This window comes from Pseudomonas sp. OV546 (genome assembly GCF_900116845.1).
Classification (GTDB): Bacteria; Pseudomonadota; Gammaproteobacteria; order Pseudomonadales; family Pseudomonadaceae; genus Aquipseudomonas; species Aquipseudomonas petroselini.
The window spans coordinates 259,926-272,910 of sequence record NZ_FPCE01000001.1 but is presented as its reverse complement, the minus strand read 5'-3'; the positions used below and the strand labels follow the sequence as shown (position 1 = coordinate 272,910).

Sequence of the window (12,985 nt, the reverse complement as noted above, 5' to 3'; positions counted from 1 at the left end):
CAAGGTCACCTGATCGGCAGGCAACCTCAATGCCGCAGCAACTTGCGCAACGGCACACCATCCTTGAGCACCGGCGACTTGATCACGATGTAACTGAAATACTTGGAAATCCCAATATTCTTATCCAACAGACTTTCAACCACCTCTTGATAGTGCTGAATGCTGCGGGTCATAAAACGTACCAGGTAATCGTAGCCACCGCTGATCAGGTGGCACTCCAACACTTCATCCACCAAACGGATATTGGATTCAAACTTGGCGAAATCTTCGCGCTTGTGGTCGCTGAGGGTAATCTCGGTAAATACCGTGACCGAATCGGTGATCTTGGCGAGGTTCAAATGCGCCTTGTAGCTGGAAATATACCCGGCCGACTCCAACCGCTTGACCCGTTGCAGGCACGGGCTGGCAGACAGGCCCACGGCGTCGGCGAGGCTGACATTGGTCATCCGGCCGTCCTTCTGCAATTCAACCAGAATGCTGATGTCGATCCGGTCCAGCTTTACGAGCCCTTCCATTGCGTACCTCTTGACTGCCATTTTTAAGACAATCTTCTAGCAAAATCAGCGCCGTAAAGACAGCTGATGCTGCGCCACCAGATCCGCCATGCTGTTGATGCAGTAGTCCGCCGCACAGGGCGAAGGCTGCCGCGCCCGGTGGCGGCCGATCAAACAGCGGTCCAGCGCCGCGTGTGCAGCGACCGACGGTCGCGTGACATGCAGCACCGGTTGCAGCTGCGCGCCTTGATCCGTGAGCCATTGCGGGTCTTCGGCCAGGGAAATGAAATCTTCCGGTGCAATCCCCAATCGCTCGCACAACCCCCCACGATCCTCGGCGTCGCGGTCGCCGCGCACCAGCAGGCGATAAAACTTGCGCAGGTACAGCATCGCCCCCGGCGCATCCTCGAACAACGACCAATTGCCCGCCGAACGGGCGAAGCTCATGCCCTCCTCCCAACTGGCGTGCAGACCCCAGGCTTCCGCCAGTTGGCGATGGGCGAAACACAACACACCACTGAAGCCTAGCTCAGCGAAGCGCGGGTAGAGTTTGGCCACCACCGCATTGAACTCGGCCAGCACCTGCTCCCTGGACGGCTGCCCGCCACGGCTGTCGAGCAACGGCTGCAGCGCCGCCCACACCCCGGAATCGCGATCCACCAGCACTTCATCGCAATCGATCAGCAACGCTCGATAATCTGTCAGCCCCATGGTGGGTCAAGCCTCCTTTGATGCGTTTCGCCCCGAGCGGGCACAGCCTCAGTTCAAGACCCGTGCCAACGCGGCGTCGAGAATCTGCAGCGCTTCGTCAACCTGGGCCTCGGTGGTCACCAGCGGTGCGAGGAAGCGCAGCACGTTGCGGTGCACGCCGCACTTGATGACCAGCAAACCACCGGCACGGGCCTCATCGATGACCCGTTGATTGAGGTCGGCATCCGGGGTACGCGCCGCGTCATCCTTGATCAACTCGATGGCCAGCATAAAGCCGGTGCCGCGCACGTCGCCGATGTTCGGGTAGCGCGCCTGCAAGCCGAGCAAGCCGTGGCGCAGGCGCTCGCCCAGCACTTGGCTGCGGGCCAACAAGTGTTCGTCTTCGAATGCCGTGATCACCGCCAATGCTGCCGCGCAGGCCAGCGCGTTGCCGCCGTAAGTGCCACCCAGCCCGCCGGGCAGGGGTGCGTCCATGATCTGCGCCTTGCCGACCACACCGGACAACGGCAGGCCACCGGCCAGGCTCTTGGCCACGGTGACCAAATCGGGCTGGATGCCGGCGTGCTGGAAACCGAACCAGGTGCCGGTGCGACCGAAGCCGGTCTGGATCTCGTCAAGAATCAGCACGATGCCGTGCTTGTCTGCCAAGGCACGCAGCGCCTGCAGGAACGCCGGCGGCGCGGTCAGGAAACCACCGTCGCCCTGCACCGGCTCGATGATGATTGCCGCCACACGTTCCGGCGCCACCTGGGTTGCCAGCAACTCATCAAGGGCCTTGAGCGCGACCTCGCTGGTCACCCCGCGATACGCGTTCGGATAGGGGGTATGGAACACTTCCGGCGCAAACGGCCCGAAGTTCTGTTTGTAGGGTTGGCTCATGCCGGTGAGCGTGGTGCCGAGCAACGTGCGGCCGTGGAAGCCACCACGAAAAGCAATCACCGCCGAACGATTGGTGTGGGCGCGGGCGATCTTCACCGCATTTTCCACCGCCTCGGCGCCGGAGGTGAAGAACGCCGCTTTATAGGCCTCCTGACCGCCGATCATTTCGCACAGGCGCTGGGCCAGGTCGAGATAAGGCTGGTACGCCACCACCTGGAAGCAGGCGTGGGACACCTTCTGCAATTGGGCCTGCACGGCGGCGACCACCTTGGGGTGGTTGTGACCAATGTTGAGCACGCCGATACCGCCGACAAAATCCAGGTAACGCTTGCCATCCACGTCCCACAACTCGGCGCCCTGGGCGCGGTCGATCACCAGCGGGTGCGCGGTAACCAGCCCACGGGGCACGAACTGCTCGCGCTGACGGAGCAAATGAGGGGTTTCGTCGACTTTGCTATTCATGGCATTTCCCATCGTGAGTCCGGCAACCTGGAGGTGGTTGCGATGCTGTCCAGATTACGGTGTGCCCACAACGAACTCAGCCGAACTTGGCCCGTGAGAAATTCGGATCGACTGTTTTGGCCCTGCCTTTCAACAGATCCTGCGCCAGGCTTTGGGCGATGATAATCGCTACCTTCATCCAGCAGGAAACACCCATGGCCTTGCTCTACAAAGCTGACCCGGTGCGCGGCCGACACTGGCAGGCACTCTTCGCCGAACACGCACCGGACATCGAATGGCGCGCCTGGCCGGACATTGGCAACCCCGAAGACGTCGAGTACCTCGCCGCCTGGCAGGCGCCGGAAGATCTGGCGCACGTGCTGCCCAACCTGAAAGTGTTGTTCGCGTTGTCGGCCGGGGTCGATCAGCTCGACCTTTCCCGTTTGCCACCGGAACTGCCCGTAGTGCGCCTGCTGGACCCTGGCATCACCCGTGGCATGTGCGAATACGCCAGTTGGGCGGTGCTCAGCCTGCACCGGGACATGTTGCGCTACCGCCAGCAGCAGGTTGCACGGTGCTGGCAGGCGCATCTGTTACAGCCGGCTGCGCATCGACGCGTGGGGGTGATGGGGTTGGGTGCCCAGGCTCAGCAGATTTTGGCGACGTTGGCGCCGTTGGGGTTTGCGTTGTCGGGCTGGGCGCGCAGTGCACACCGGGTGCCGGGGGTGGCGTGTTATGCGGGGGAAGCGCAACTGCCGGCGTTTCTCAGCCAGTGCGATATTGTGCTGTGTGTGCTGCCGTTGACGGAACAGACCCAAGGGATTCTGGATCGGCGGCTGTTTGCGCAACTGCCTCGGGGAGCGGCGCTGATCAATATGGGGCGCGGGGGGCATTTGGTGGAAGAGGATTTGTTGGAGGCGCTGGGGAGTGGTCAGTTGAGTGGCGCGGTGTTGGATGTGCTGCGGGAGGAGCCGGCGGCGGCGGATCATCCGTTTTGGGGGCATCCGCAGGTGTTGTTGACGCCGCATATTGCGGCGATGACGCAGCCGGAGAGTGCGTTTGGGGTGTTGCTGGAGAATATTCGGCGGTTTGAGCGGGGGGAAGAGATGGTGGGTGAGGTGGATCGGGGGCGGGGGTATTGATTGGGGGGTGTCCGTTGTTTGGGTACATATCCGTGTTGAGTACATATCCGTTATTTGGGTCGCGGCTGGTATGGGTTCCGCTCTTACAGCGGGTCACTTTTGGAAAAGAGCCCCAAAAGTAACCAAAAGGGCTCTTGCCCCAACACTAGGCACCTCGCTTAGGCTCGGTGTGCCCGTAATCCGACAGGTATTTGGGGGGCCGCCGCCACGCGCCATCCATGGCGCGGGGCGGCTAAACCGGCATCCCTGCCGGTTTACCCCCCAAATCCCTGTCGAATTCCGGCCAGCGTGTTTAACGGGGCGCCTAAGATCAAGATCAAAAGCCAGATCAAAAGCAGGGCAAAAGCAGGCTGATATCTACCTGATGTATGCAGTTCAAACTGTGGGAGGGGGCTTGCCCCCGATGGCAGTGTGACAGCCACAGATGCATCAACTGACACACCGCCATCGGGGGCAAGCCCCCTCCCACATTTTTAACCCAGTAACGCACCCCCAACCCCGGTCGGCTCTAAGGCCGCCGCGCTTTTGCCTTTGATCTTGATCTTAGGCGCCCCGTCAAACACGCTGGCCGAACGCAGGCTTGAATCCGTGGGTAACCCGGCAGGACGCCGGGTTAGCCGCCCCGCGCCATGGATGGCGCGTGGCGGCGGCCCACGGATTCAAGCCGGAGTGAGGGCACACCGAGCCTAGGCGAGGTGCCGAGTGTTGGGGCGAAGGCCTTTTGCTTACTTTTGGGCCTTTCCAAAAGTGAGCCGCTGTAAGAGCGGAACCATAAGCCGCCGTTACCTAAATAACGGATATGTACTCAACTCAAATCAACTCAAACCAACAGCCCCCCCACAACCGCATCCCCCACCTCCTGAGTCGACCTCGTCCCCCCCAAATCCGGCGTAACCACCCCCTGCGCAATCACCCCCTCGATAGCCCGCAAAATCCCATCATGCGCCGCCCGATACCGCCCATCCCCATTCCCCAAAAAGTCCAACATCAACGCCCCCGACCAAATCATCGCAATCGGGTTCGCAATATTCTGCCCATAAATATCCGGCGCCGACCCATGCACCGGCTCAAACAACGACGGAAACCGCCGCTCGGGATCCAGGTTCGCCGACGGCGCAATCCCAATGGTCCCCGCACACGCCGGCCCCAGGTCGGACAAAATGTCGCCAAACAAATTCGACGCCACCACCACGTCAAACCGGTCCGGCTGCAGCACAAACCGCGCGCACAGGATGTCGATGTGCTGCTTGTCCCACGCCACCTCCGGATAATTCGCCGCCATCAGCGCAGTACGCTCGTCCCAGTAAGGCATGCTGATGGAGATCCCGTTCGACTTGGTCGCCGCCGTCAGTTTTTTACGCGGGCGGGTCTGCGCCAGGTCAAAGGCGAACTTAAGGATGCGGTCAACCCCACGCCGGGTGAACACCGACTCCTGCAGCACAAACTCATGCGCGGTGCCTTCGAACATCTTGCCGCCTACCGACGAGTACTCACCCTCGGTATTCTCGCGGATCACCACAAAGTCGATGTCCCCCGGCTCGCGCCCGGCCAGCGGGCACGGTACGCCGGGGAACAAGCGCACCGGGCGGATGTTCACGTACTGGTCGAAGTCGCGGCGGAACTTGAGCAGCGAGCCCCACAGGGAAATATGGTCCGGGACTTTGTCTGGCCAGCCCACCGCGCCAAAGTAAATCGCGTCGAAGCCCTTGAGCTGTTCGAACCAGTCTTCGGGCATCATCTGCCCGTGTTCCAGGTAATAATCACAGTGGGCCCAGTCGAGCACTTCGATGCTCAGGTTCAGGTCCCAGATGTTGGCCGCCTGTTCCAGTACCCGTAGCCCTTCGGGCAATACTTCCTTGCCAATGCCATCGCCGGCAATCGCGGCGATTCTGAATGCCTTGCTCATCGATTCCGCCTCGCTCATTGTCAGTTCAAGCCGCCGATATGGAAGGCTTTGACTTCAAGGTACTCGTCCAGGCCGTACTTGCTGCCCTCGCGGCCCAGCCCGGATTGTTTGATGCCGCCAAACGGCGCGACTTCCATGGAGATAATCCCGGTGTTGAGCCCGACCATGCCGAATTCCAGCGCTTCGCCGAAGCGCCACGAGCGCTGCAGGTCCTGGGTGAAATAGTAGGCGCCCAGGCCGTACGGCGTGGCATTCGCCAGGGCGAGCGCCTCGGTCTCGTCGGTAAAGCGCATCAGCGGCGCCACCGGGCCGAAGGTTTCTTCATTGGCGAGCAACATCCCGGCGTGGGTGTCGCCGAGCACCGTGGGTTGCACGAACTGGCTGTCGCCACTTGGGATCGCGCCGCACAGCAGCTGGGCGCCTTGGCTCAGGGCGTCGTCGATATGCCGCGCGACTTTGTTCACCGCCGCCGGGTTGATCAGCGGGCCGATGGTCACGCCGTCTTCCAGGCCGTTGCCGACCTTGAGCTTGCCCACCTCTTCCACCAGGCGCGCGGCAAAACGTGCGTAGATGCCGTCTTGCACCAGAATGCGGTTGGCGCACACGCAGGTTTGCCCGGCGTTGCGAAATTTACTCAGCATCACCCCAGCGATTGCCTGCTCAAGGTCGGCGTCGTCGAACACGATAAACGGCGCGTTGCCGCCCAATTCAAGGCTCAGGCGCTTGATGTGTTCGGCACTCTGGCGCATCAGCAGGCGGCCGACGGCGGTCGAGCCGGTGAAGGAAATCTTGCGCACCGCCGGGTTGCCCGTCAGCTCTTCGCCGATGCCCGCAGGCAAGCCGGTGATGACATTGAACACGCCCGCAGGAATGCCGACGCGCTCGGCCAGCACCGCCAGGGCCAGCGCTGACAGCGGCGTCAGGTCCGACGGTTTGACGATGATCGGACACCCGGCGGCCAGCGCCGGCGCGCATTTGCGCGTGATCATCGCATTGGGGAAATTCCACGGGGTGATGGCGGCGCACACGCCCACGGGTTGCTTGAGGGTCAGCAGGCGCCTGTCGCCACTGGGGGCCGGCATGGTTTCACCGTAGATCCGCCGCGCTTCCTCGGCGAACCATTTGACGAAACCGGCGCCGTAGCGCACTTCGCCACGGGCTTCGTTCAGCGGCTTGCCCTGCTCGCAGGTCATGATCAGCGCCAGGTCGTCGAGGTTGTCGATCATCGCCTGGTACCAGCGCTCCAGCAGCGCCGCGCGTTCAGCCGCCGGGCGGGCGCGCCAGGCGGGCCAGGCACGCTCGGCGGCTTCGATGGCGCGGCGGGTGTCCACCGCGTCCATGGCCGGGACCTGGGCCAGCACGTGGCCGGTGGCAGGGTCGCGGATGTCCAGGGTGGCCGCGCTGTCGGCAGCAATCCATTGGCCATCTACGTAGGCGAGTTCAGCCAGCAGGCTGGGGTCTTGCAAGCGATTCTTGAGCATGGTCGAGTCCTGATCCGAGACACGCTCCAGTCTAGGGAGGTGCCACGGACGAGGATGCCGAAAGCGCGGTTAAAGCAGCGTGCCGTGCTGTAATTGGGCGCAGGACGGCAGGCTCTGCTAGGCCTTCAATGAGCCGAGCAAACCTTGCAAAAAGCGCTCGCCCGCGTCCATCTGGCTGATCTCGATAAACTCGTCGGGTTTATGCGCCTGCTCGATGGAACCCGGCCCGCACACCACCACCGGCACGTCCAGGCGCTGCTTGAACAGGCCACCTTCGGTGCCGAACGACACCTTGGCGGTGCCGGTACCCGGCGCGGCGAATTGCTTGAGAAAGCGCACCGCTTCGACACTGGGGTGGGTGTCGAGGCCGGGGTAGACGTTGATGGTTTCGATCTCGATGGCCGCCGCGCTGGACAGCTTCTGCGCCTCGCGCACGATCACCTCGGCACGCTCGCGCATCTGCTCCAGGAACTGATCCAGATCGTCCGCCGGCAGGTTGCGCACTTCGAAATCCAGGCTGCACAGGTTAGGCACGATGTTCAGCGCCTTGCCGCCGACAATCTGCCCGACATGCACGGTGCTGTAGGGCACGTCGTAGTCGGAGTCCTGGGCGCCACGCGTCTGCAATTGCTGCTGGCTCTCACGCAGGGCGGCGATAAAGTCGCAGGCCACATGGATCGCGTTGACCGAACGCGGCGCCAACGACGAATGCGCTTCCTGGCCACGGCAGTAGGTGCGGTAAGACCCCTTGCCCTTGTGGCCGAGTACGAACTGCATGTTGGTCGGCTCGCCGATCACGCACAAAAACGGGCGCACCGGCGCCAGGTGCAAAACATCGAGCAGGCGCCGTACGCCGACGCAACCGATCTCCTCGTCATGGGACAGGGCCAATTGCAGCGGGCGGTTCAAGGTGTGGTCGGCGGCATCGAGCAGGGCGTCGATGGCCAGGGCGATGAAGCCCTTCATGTCGCAGCTGCCACGCCCGTAGATGCGCCCGTCCTGCACAGTGGCGGCGAAGGCGGGAAAGGTCCACGCCTGCCCCGCCGCCGGCACCACGTCGGTGTGCCCGGACAGCAACACGCCGGGCTGTTGCTTGGGCCCGGTGCTGGCGAACAGGTTGGCCTTCTTGCCGCTCTGGTCCTTGACGATCAAGGATTCGATGCCCTTGGTCAGCAACAGGTCGCGCACGTAGTCGATCAGGGCCAGGTTCGATTCCGACGACACCGTGTCGAAGGCCATCAGCTGTTTGAGAATCTCAAGAACACGCGGTTTCATCAGGCCTGGCTCCGTTGCTCGGCAGGTGGGGCGAACCGGGTTATGGAGAACGGCTCGATCGGGGTACTGGTGCTGCCGGTGGCGAGCAGCTCGGCCATCACATCGCCGACGCCCGGGCCGAGCTGGAAGCCGTGGCCGCAGAAGCCGAAGGCATAGAACAAGCCGCCGACGGTGCCGCTGGGGCCCATCACCGGCAGCGAATCCGGCAGGTAGCCTTCGATGCCGCTCCACACACGGATGATGTTCAGGTTGCCGACGCCCGGCAGCAGTCGACGCATCTGGCTGACCTGGTTGAGGATGCTGCGCGGCTCCACGTAGGCGCGGCGGTTGAGCATGTCCGGCTTGCTGCGGTAACCGCCACCGATGACGATATTGCCCCGCGGAATCTGGCGGAAGTAGATCACTTCCTCGGGGATTTTGGTGTACACGCCGATCACCGTCGGCAGCGCGTAGGGCACCGGCTCAGTCACTGCCATCTGCGGGCCGTGGGTGTCGAGCGGCACCGGCTCGCCGAACTGCGCCGAAAGCTTCTGGCCCCAGGCGCCGGCGGTGATCAACAGTTGTGCGGCCTGGAACTGGCGACCGTCGGTGCTGGTGACGTGGAAGTCGGCACCGACCTTCTGCACCTCGGCGACTTCGGTGCGTTCTTCGATTTGCGCCCCCAGGCGCCGTGCGGCGCGGGCAAACGCCGGCGCGGCCAGACGCGGGTTGGCGTGGCCATCGTGGGGCGCATAGGAACCGCCCTTGACGTCCGGGCCGAGGAAGCCGAAGCGCTGATGCAGTTCGGCGCCGCGATAAATCTTCAGGTCCAGTTGCTCCGCTTCCGGCGCGGCCGCATAGGCCTCCAGCTCGGCGATTTCATCTTCGCGGTAACACACGCGCATATGCCCACTGGGGATGAACTCGAGGTCATCATCGATCAGTTCCGGCAGGCGCTTCCACAGCGCCCAGGAGCGGTTGGCCAAGGCCAACTGGCCGAGGAAGCGCCCCTGCCGACGCACATTGCCGAAGTTCACCCCGCTGGCGTACTGGCCGATCTGGTCGCGCTCGAGCAGGATCACCGACTGGCCGCGACGGCGCAGAAAAAACGCCGCCGCCGAGCCCATCACACCACCGCCAACAATCACCACATCGGCTTTTTGCACCTTCATGACGACACCTCCTCGGTGATCAGCATCGGCAAGGGTTTGACCGGTGCCTGACCGCGCTGGCGACCGACTTCCTGCACCGGTACCCCGGCCTCGGCGGCAATCACTTCGGCCCCGGCCTGTGAACAATAACGCCCCTGGCAACGGCCCATACCCACGCGGCTGAATGCCTTGGCACGATTGACTTCACAGGCGCCCTTCTCGTTCACGGTGCGCCGCAGTTCGCCGGCGCTGATCATCTCGCAGCGGCACACGATGGCGCTGTCGGGCAACGCCTTGGCCTGCGCGCTGGGCCAGGGAAACGCCTGGGCCAGGCCGAGGCGAAACTGATCCATCACGGCCAGGGCTTGCTTTTGTTCGTCACGCAGCCCGCTGTCGACCGGTTGCTGCAGATCGTCCAGCAGCGCCAGCGCCACCAGGCGCCCGGCATGCTCGGCGGCATCCGCACCGCGAATTTTCGCGCCGTCACCCGCCGCATACACCCCCTTCACCGAGGTGCGCCCGACCTCGTCCGTGGCCAGCCACCATTGGCTGGAGGCCTGGTCAAAGGCCATGGCACAGCCGGCCAGGTCGCCCAATTGCGTCTCCGGGCGCAGGTGATACCCCAGCGCAACGGCATCGGCCTGCACCGTGACGGTCTGCCCGTTACCCGCGATGAAGCGCACGCCCCCCACGCCATTGGCGGCATCACCCATGACTTGCAGCGGCTTGATCCCCAGGTGCACCGCCACCTTGGCGCGGTACAGCTGCGCCAGCAGCTTGACCCCGGTAAACAGGACGGCCGGCCGCGCCAGCAATTTCGGCAAGGCCTTGAGACGCAGGCTCAGGGGTGAGGTGTCGAGCACCGCCGCCACCTCAGCGCCGGCTTTGACGTATTGGCTGGCCACCAGGTACAGCAACGGCCCGCTGCCCATGAACACCACGCGATGACCGATGGACACGGCCTGGTTTTTCAAGGCGATCTGCGCCCCGCCCAGGCTGTAAGTGCCCGCCAGTTGCCAGCCCTCGATGGGCATCAAGCGGTCGGTGGCGCCGGTGCACAGGATCAGCGCGTCGTAATCCACGGTGCAGTGACGGCCTTGGCTCACGCAGCACAATTGCCCGGCCGTGAGGTTCCACACCAAGGTGTCGGGCCGGTAGTCGATGGCGTCGCGCAGGCGGTCGAAACTCTGGTGCAGGGCCTGGGCCTTGGCGGCTTCGCTGCCGTACAGCGTGGTGTAGTCGCGGGTAAAACCGTCTGGCTGACGGCGGTAGATCTGCCCGCCGTCGCGACGGTTTTCATCGATCAGGATCGGCTTGATTCCGGCCGCCACCAGGGTTTCGGCGCAGCGCACGCCGGCAGGTCCGGCGCCCACAATAACTACCCGTGCAGTGGCCATGTCGCCTCCGGTTGTGTGGTAACGATGTCCAGCCCATCACGGACTTCATTGGAGCAGGCGCGCAGGCGCTCGCCGCTGCGGGTCCATACCCAGCAGTCCTGGCACGCACCCATCAGGCAGAAACCGGCGCGGCGCCCGCTATCGAATTCCGATTGGCGCAACGCGTTGCCCTGGGTCAGCAGCGCGACCATCAGGGTATCGCCCTGCAGGGCCTGGATGGGTGCGCCATCCACCGTCAGGCTGACCGTCGGCCGGCCCTGTTCGGCCAGCCTCACAAAACGCCCTTTCATGCATAGGCTCCCAAAGTGAGGGTAGTGACGCCCTGCTGGGTATTCAGCAACTGGGCGCTGTCGTGGTGGCAGAGGACTTCACTGCCGTTGTCCAGGGTGCGACGCTTCGGTGCGGTGCGATTGCACAGGCCATCGACGCGCACCGGGCAGCGATTGAGAAAGGTGCACAGTTCCGGCACGTTGGCCCGCTCGCCTATCGCCGGCAGCGTTTCGCACCTTGTGCCGCAGGTTTCCAACCAACCCTGGCGCAACTCGGGCACCGAGTGGATCAGCAGGTCGGTGTAGGGGTGGAACGGCGGTTCGGCAAACGACTGGCGGCTGCCGGCCTGCACTTTGTGGCCGCTGTACATCACCACAATGTCATCGCACAGCGCCCGCACGGTGGAGATGTCATGGCTGATAAACAGATAGGACACGCCCAGTTGCTGGCGCAGGTCGCGCAGCAGTTCGAGGATTGCCGCGCCGACCACGGTGTCGAGGGCCGAGGTCACTTCATCGCACAGGATCAAGTCGGGCTTGGCCGCCAGCGCCCGTGCCAGGTTGACCCGCTGCTTTTGCCCGCCGGACAGTTCATTCGGGCGGCGTTCGGCCATGTCGCGCGGCAGGCGTACCAGGTCCAGCAACTCATCGATGCGCGCCTTCAACGCGGCGCCCTTGAGGCCAAAATACATCTTCAGCGGGCGACTGAGGATGGTCGCCACGCTGTGCATGGGGTTGAGGGCGGTGTCAGCGTTCTGGAACACCATCTGGATCCGGCGAAATTGTTCCGGGGTGCGCTCCGACAGGCTGCCACCCAGGGCCTGGCCGTCGAACGTGAGACCGCCAAGGGCCGGGGTCAACAGCCCGGCCACCACGCGCGCCAGGGTCGACTTGCCGGAGCCCGACTCGCCGATCACCCCGATGGCCTGGCCACGGCGCACCGTGAGGTCGATGTCTTCCAGCACCCGGATCGACGGCATGCCGTGCATGTTTTTGTTGCCGTAACCGGCGGTGAGGCCGGTGATGGTCAGCAGCGGCACCTCTTCGGCAATCCCGCAGGGCGGGCGAATGGTGGTGTCCGGCCGTGCGGCCGCCAGCAGGCTGCGGGTGTATTCGTGGGCCGGAGCCTTGAGCAGCGGTGCCGTGGCACTGTGCTCGAGAACCTGCCCGCCATTGAGCACCACAATCTGGTCGGCCATTTGCGCGACCACCGCCAGGTCATGGGAGACGTACACGGCCGTGGCGCCGCGCTCGCGTACCACACGCTTGAAGGCGCGCAGCACGTCGATCTGGGTGGTCACGTCCAACGCCGTGGTCGGCTCGTCGAGCACCACCAGCAGCGGGTCGCTGATCAGCGCCATCGCCGCCATCACCCGTTGCAGTTGCCCACCGGACACCTGGTGCGGGTAACGTCGAGCGATGCGTTCCGGGTCCGGCAGGGCCAGGTCGCGGAACAGCCCGATAGCCTTGGCATGCAATTCGTCGCGGGTGCCCAGACCATGGATCAGGGCCCCCTCCACCACCTGGTCGATCAGTCGTTTGGCCGGGTTGAACGCCGCAGCCGCGCTTTGCGCGATATAAGACACGCGGTTGCCACGCAGGCCTTGCAGGTGTTTTTCGCTCAAGGCGAGCATGTCGTGCTCACCCACCTGCACCACACCGCCGGACAACCGACAGCCACGTCGTGCGTACCCCAGTAATGCCAGGGCGATGGTGGTCTTGCCCGAGCCGGACTCACCGATCAGCGCCAGCACTTCACCTTTTTCCAGGGAAAAGCTCACGCCTTTGACGATTTCTACCTCGCCGTGCTCGCCACAGGCGACCACGCGCAGGTCTTCGACGCGAATCAATTCGGTCATT

At 63.8% G+C, this 12,985-nt stretch carries 11 protein-coding genes; 1 reads left to right on the top strand and 10 read right to left on the bottom strand.

The genetic code is table 11. The features are described 5' to 3' along the window. Window positions 1-26: 26 nt before the first annotated feature. From BM403_RS01330 to gabT, 3 genes are read right to left on the bottom strand one after another with little or no spacing between them, the layout of a single operon-like run. Window positions 27-515 carry an Lrp/AsnC family transcriptional regulator gene (locus BM403_RS01330; RefSeq protein WP_003174918.1) on the bottom strand — a complete coding sequence of 163 codons (489 nt, stop codon included), beginning with the start codon at window positions 513-515 and terminating at the stop codon, window positions 27-29. 45 nt (window positions 516-560) lie between these two features. Further along, window positions 561-1,205: an HAD family hydrolase gene (locus tag BM403_RS01325; RefSeq protein WP_015884827.1), complete on the bottom strand. Its 645-nt coding sequence runs from the start codon at window positions 1,203-1,205 to the stop codon at window positions 561-563. A 48-nt stretch (window positions 1,206-1,253) separates the two neighbouring features. After that, window positions 1,254-2,546 carry a 4-aminobutyrate--2-oxoglutarate transaminase gene (gabT, locus tag BM403_RS01320; protein WP_093541293.1) on the bottom strand — a complete coding sequence of 431 codons (1,293 nt, stop codon included), beginning with the start codon at window positions 2,544-2,546 and terminating at the stop codon, window positions 1,254-1,256. Between the two features lie 194 nt (window positions 2,547-2,740). Here gabT and BM403_RS01315 point away from each other — a divergent pair, with 194 nt between their 5' ends. After that, window positions 2,741-3,667: a 2-hydroxyacid dehydrogenase gene (locus BM403_RS01315; RefSeq protein WP_093541290.1), complete on the top strand. Its 927-nt coding sequence runs from the start codon at window positions 2,741-2,743 to the stop codon at window positions 3,665-3,667. 820 nt (window positions 3,668-4,487) lie between these two features. On the opposite strand, the gene BM403_RS01310 is transcribed toward BM403_RS01315, so the two are convergent. The 7 genes from BM403_RS01310 to BM403_RS01280 form a co-directional block, all read right to left on the bottom strand. After that, window positions 4,488-5,573, bottom strand: a complete 1,086-nt coding sequence (locus tag BM403_RS01310) for a tartrate dehydrogenase (RefSeq protein WP_046036808.1) — start codon at window positions 5,571-5,573, stop codon at window positions 4,488-4,490. A gap of 20 nt (window positions 5,574-5,593) precedes the next feature. Further along, window positions 5,594-7,054, bottom strand: coding sequence for an NAD-dependent succinate-semialdehyde dehydrogenase (locus BM403_RS01305; RefSeq protein ID WP_093541288.1), 1,461 nt, complete (start codon window positions 7,052-7,054; stop codon window positions 5,594-5,596). Between the two features lie 117 nt (window positions 7,055-7,171). After that, complete coding sequence (argE, locus tag BM403_RS01300; protein ID WP_093541286.1) at window positions 7,172-8,329, bottom strand: acetylornithine deacetylase; 1,158 nt, start codon at window positions 8,327-8,329, stop codon at window positions 7,172-7,174. Continuing rightward, the gene (locus tag BM403_RS01295) at window positions 8,329-9,480 is read right to left on the bottom strand and encodes an NAD(P)/FAD-dependent oxidoreductase (protein WP_093541284.1); all 1,152 of its coding nucleotides are present in this window, start codon (window positions 9,478-9,480) and stop codon (window positions 8,329-8,331) included. The genes argE and BM403_RS01295 overlap by 1 nt, the downstream gene beginning before the upstream one ends. After that, window positions 9,477-10,856: an FAD/NAD(P)-dependent oxidoreductase gene (locus BM403_RS01290; protein ID WP_093541282.1), complete on the bottom strand. Its 1,380-nt coding sequence runs from the start codon at window positions 10,854-10,856 to the stop codon at window positions 9,477-9,479. The genes BM403_RS01295 and BM403_RS01290 overlap by 4 nt, the downstream gene beginning before the upstream one ends. Then, window positions 10,838-11,146: a (2Fe-2S)-binding protein gene (locus tag BM403_RS01285; protein ID WP_015884835.1), complete on the bottom strand. Its 309-nt coding sequence runs from the start codon at window positions 11,144-11,146 to the stop codon at window positions 10,838-10,840. Before BM403_RS01285 ends, BM403_RS01290 begins: the two co-directional genes overlap by 19 nt. Continuing rightward, window positions 11,143-12,984: an ABC transporter ATP-binding protein gene (locus tag BM403_RS01280; RefSeq protein WP_046036805.1), complete on the bottom strand. Its 1,842-nt coding sequence runs from the start codon at window positions 12,982-12,984 to the stop codon at window positions 11,143-11,145. Before BM403_RS01280 ends, BM403_RS01285 begins: the two co-directional genes overlap by 4 nt. Window position 12,985 lies beyond the last annotated feature (1 nt).

What these genes read in the sequence shown, in the direction of transcription:
- BM403_RS01305 (WP_093541288.1), bottom strand. Translation starts at nt 7,054, where the DNA reads ATGCTCAAGAATCGCTTGCAAGACCCCAGCCTGCTGGCTGAACTCGCC.
- BM403_RS01280 (WP_046036805.1), bottom strand. Translation starts at nt 12,984, where the DNA reads ATGACCGAATTGATTCGCGTCGAAGACCTGCGCGTGGTCGCCTGTGGC.
- BM403_RS01325 (WP_015884827.1), bottom strand. Translation starts at nt 1,205, where the DNA reads ATGGGGCTGACAGATTATCGAGCGTTGCTGATCGATTGCGATGAAGTG.
- BM403_RS01295 (WP_093541284.1), bottom strand. Translation starts at nt 9,480, where the DNA reads ATGAAGGTGCAAAAAGCCGATGTGGTGATTGTTGGCGGTGGTGTGATG.
- BM403_RS01285 (WP_015884835.1), bottom strand. Translation starts at nt 11,146, where the DNA reads ATGAAAGGGCGTTTTGTGAGGCTGGCCGAACAGGGCCGGCCGACGGTC.
- BM403_RS01290 (WP_093541282.1), bottom strand. Translation starts at nt 10,856, where the DNA reads ATGGCCACTGCACGGGTAGTTATTGTGGGCGCCGGACCTGCCGGCGTG.
- BM403_RS01330 (WP_003174918.1), bottom strand. Translation starts at nt 515, where the DNA reads ATGGAAGGGCTCGTAAAGCTGGACCGGATCGACATCAGCATTCTGGTT.
- BM403_RS01310 (WP_046036808.1), bottom strand. Translation starts at nt 5,573, where the DNA reads ATGAGCAAGGCATTCAGAATCGCCGCGATTGCCGGCGATGGCATTGGC.
- gabT (WP_093541293.1), bottom strand. Translation starts at nt 2,546, where the DNA reads ATGAATAGCAAAGTCGACGAAACCCCTCATTTGCTCCGTCAGCGCGAG.
- BM403_RS01315 (WP_093541290.1), top strand. Translation starts at nt 2,741, where the DNA reads ATGGCCTTGCTCTACAAAGCTGACCCGGTGCGCGGCCGACACTGGCAG.
- argE (WP_093541286.1), bottom strand. Translation starts at nt 8,329, where the DNA reads ATGAAACCGCGTGTTCTTGAGATTCTCAAACAGCTGATGGCCTTCGAC.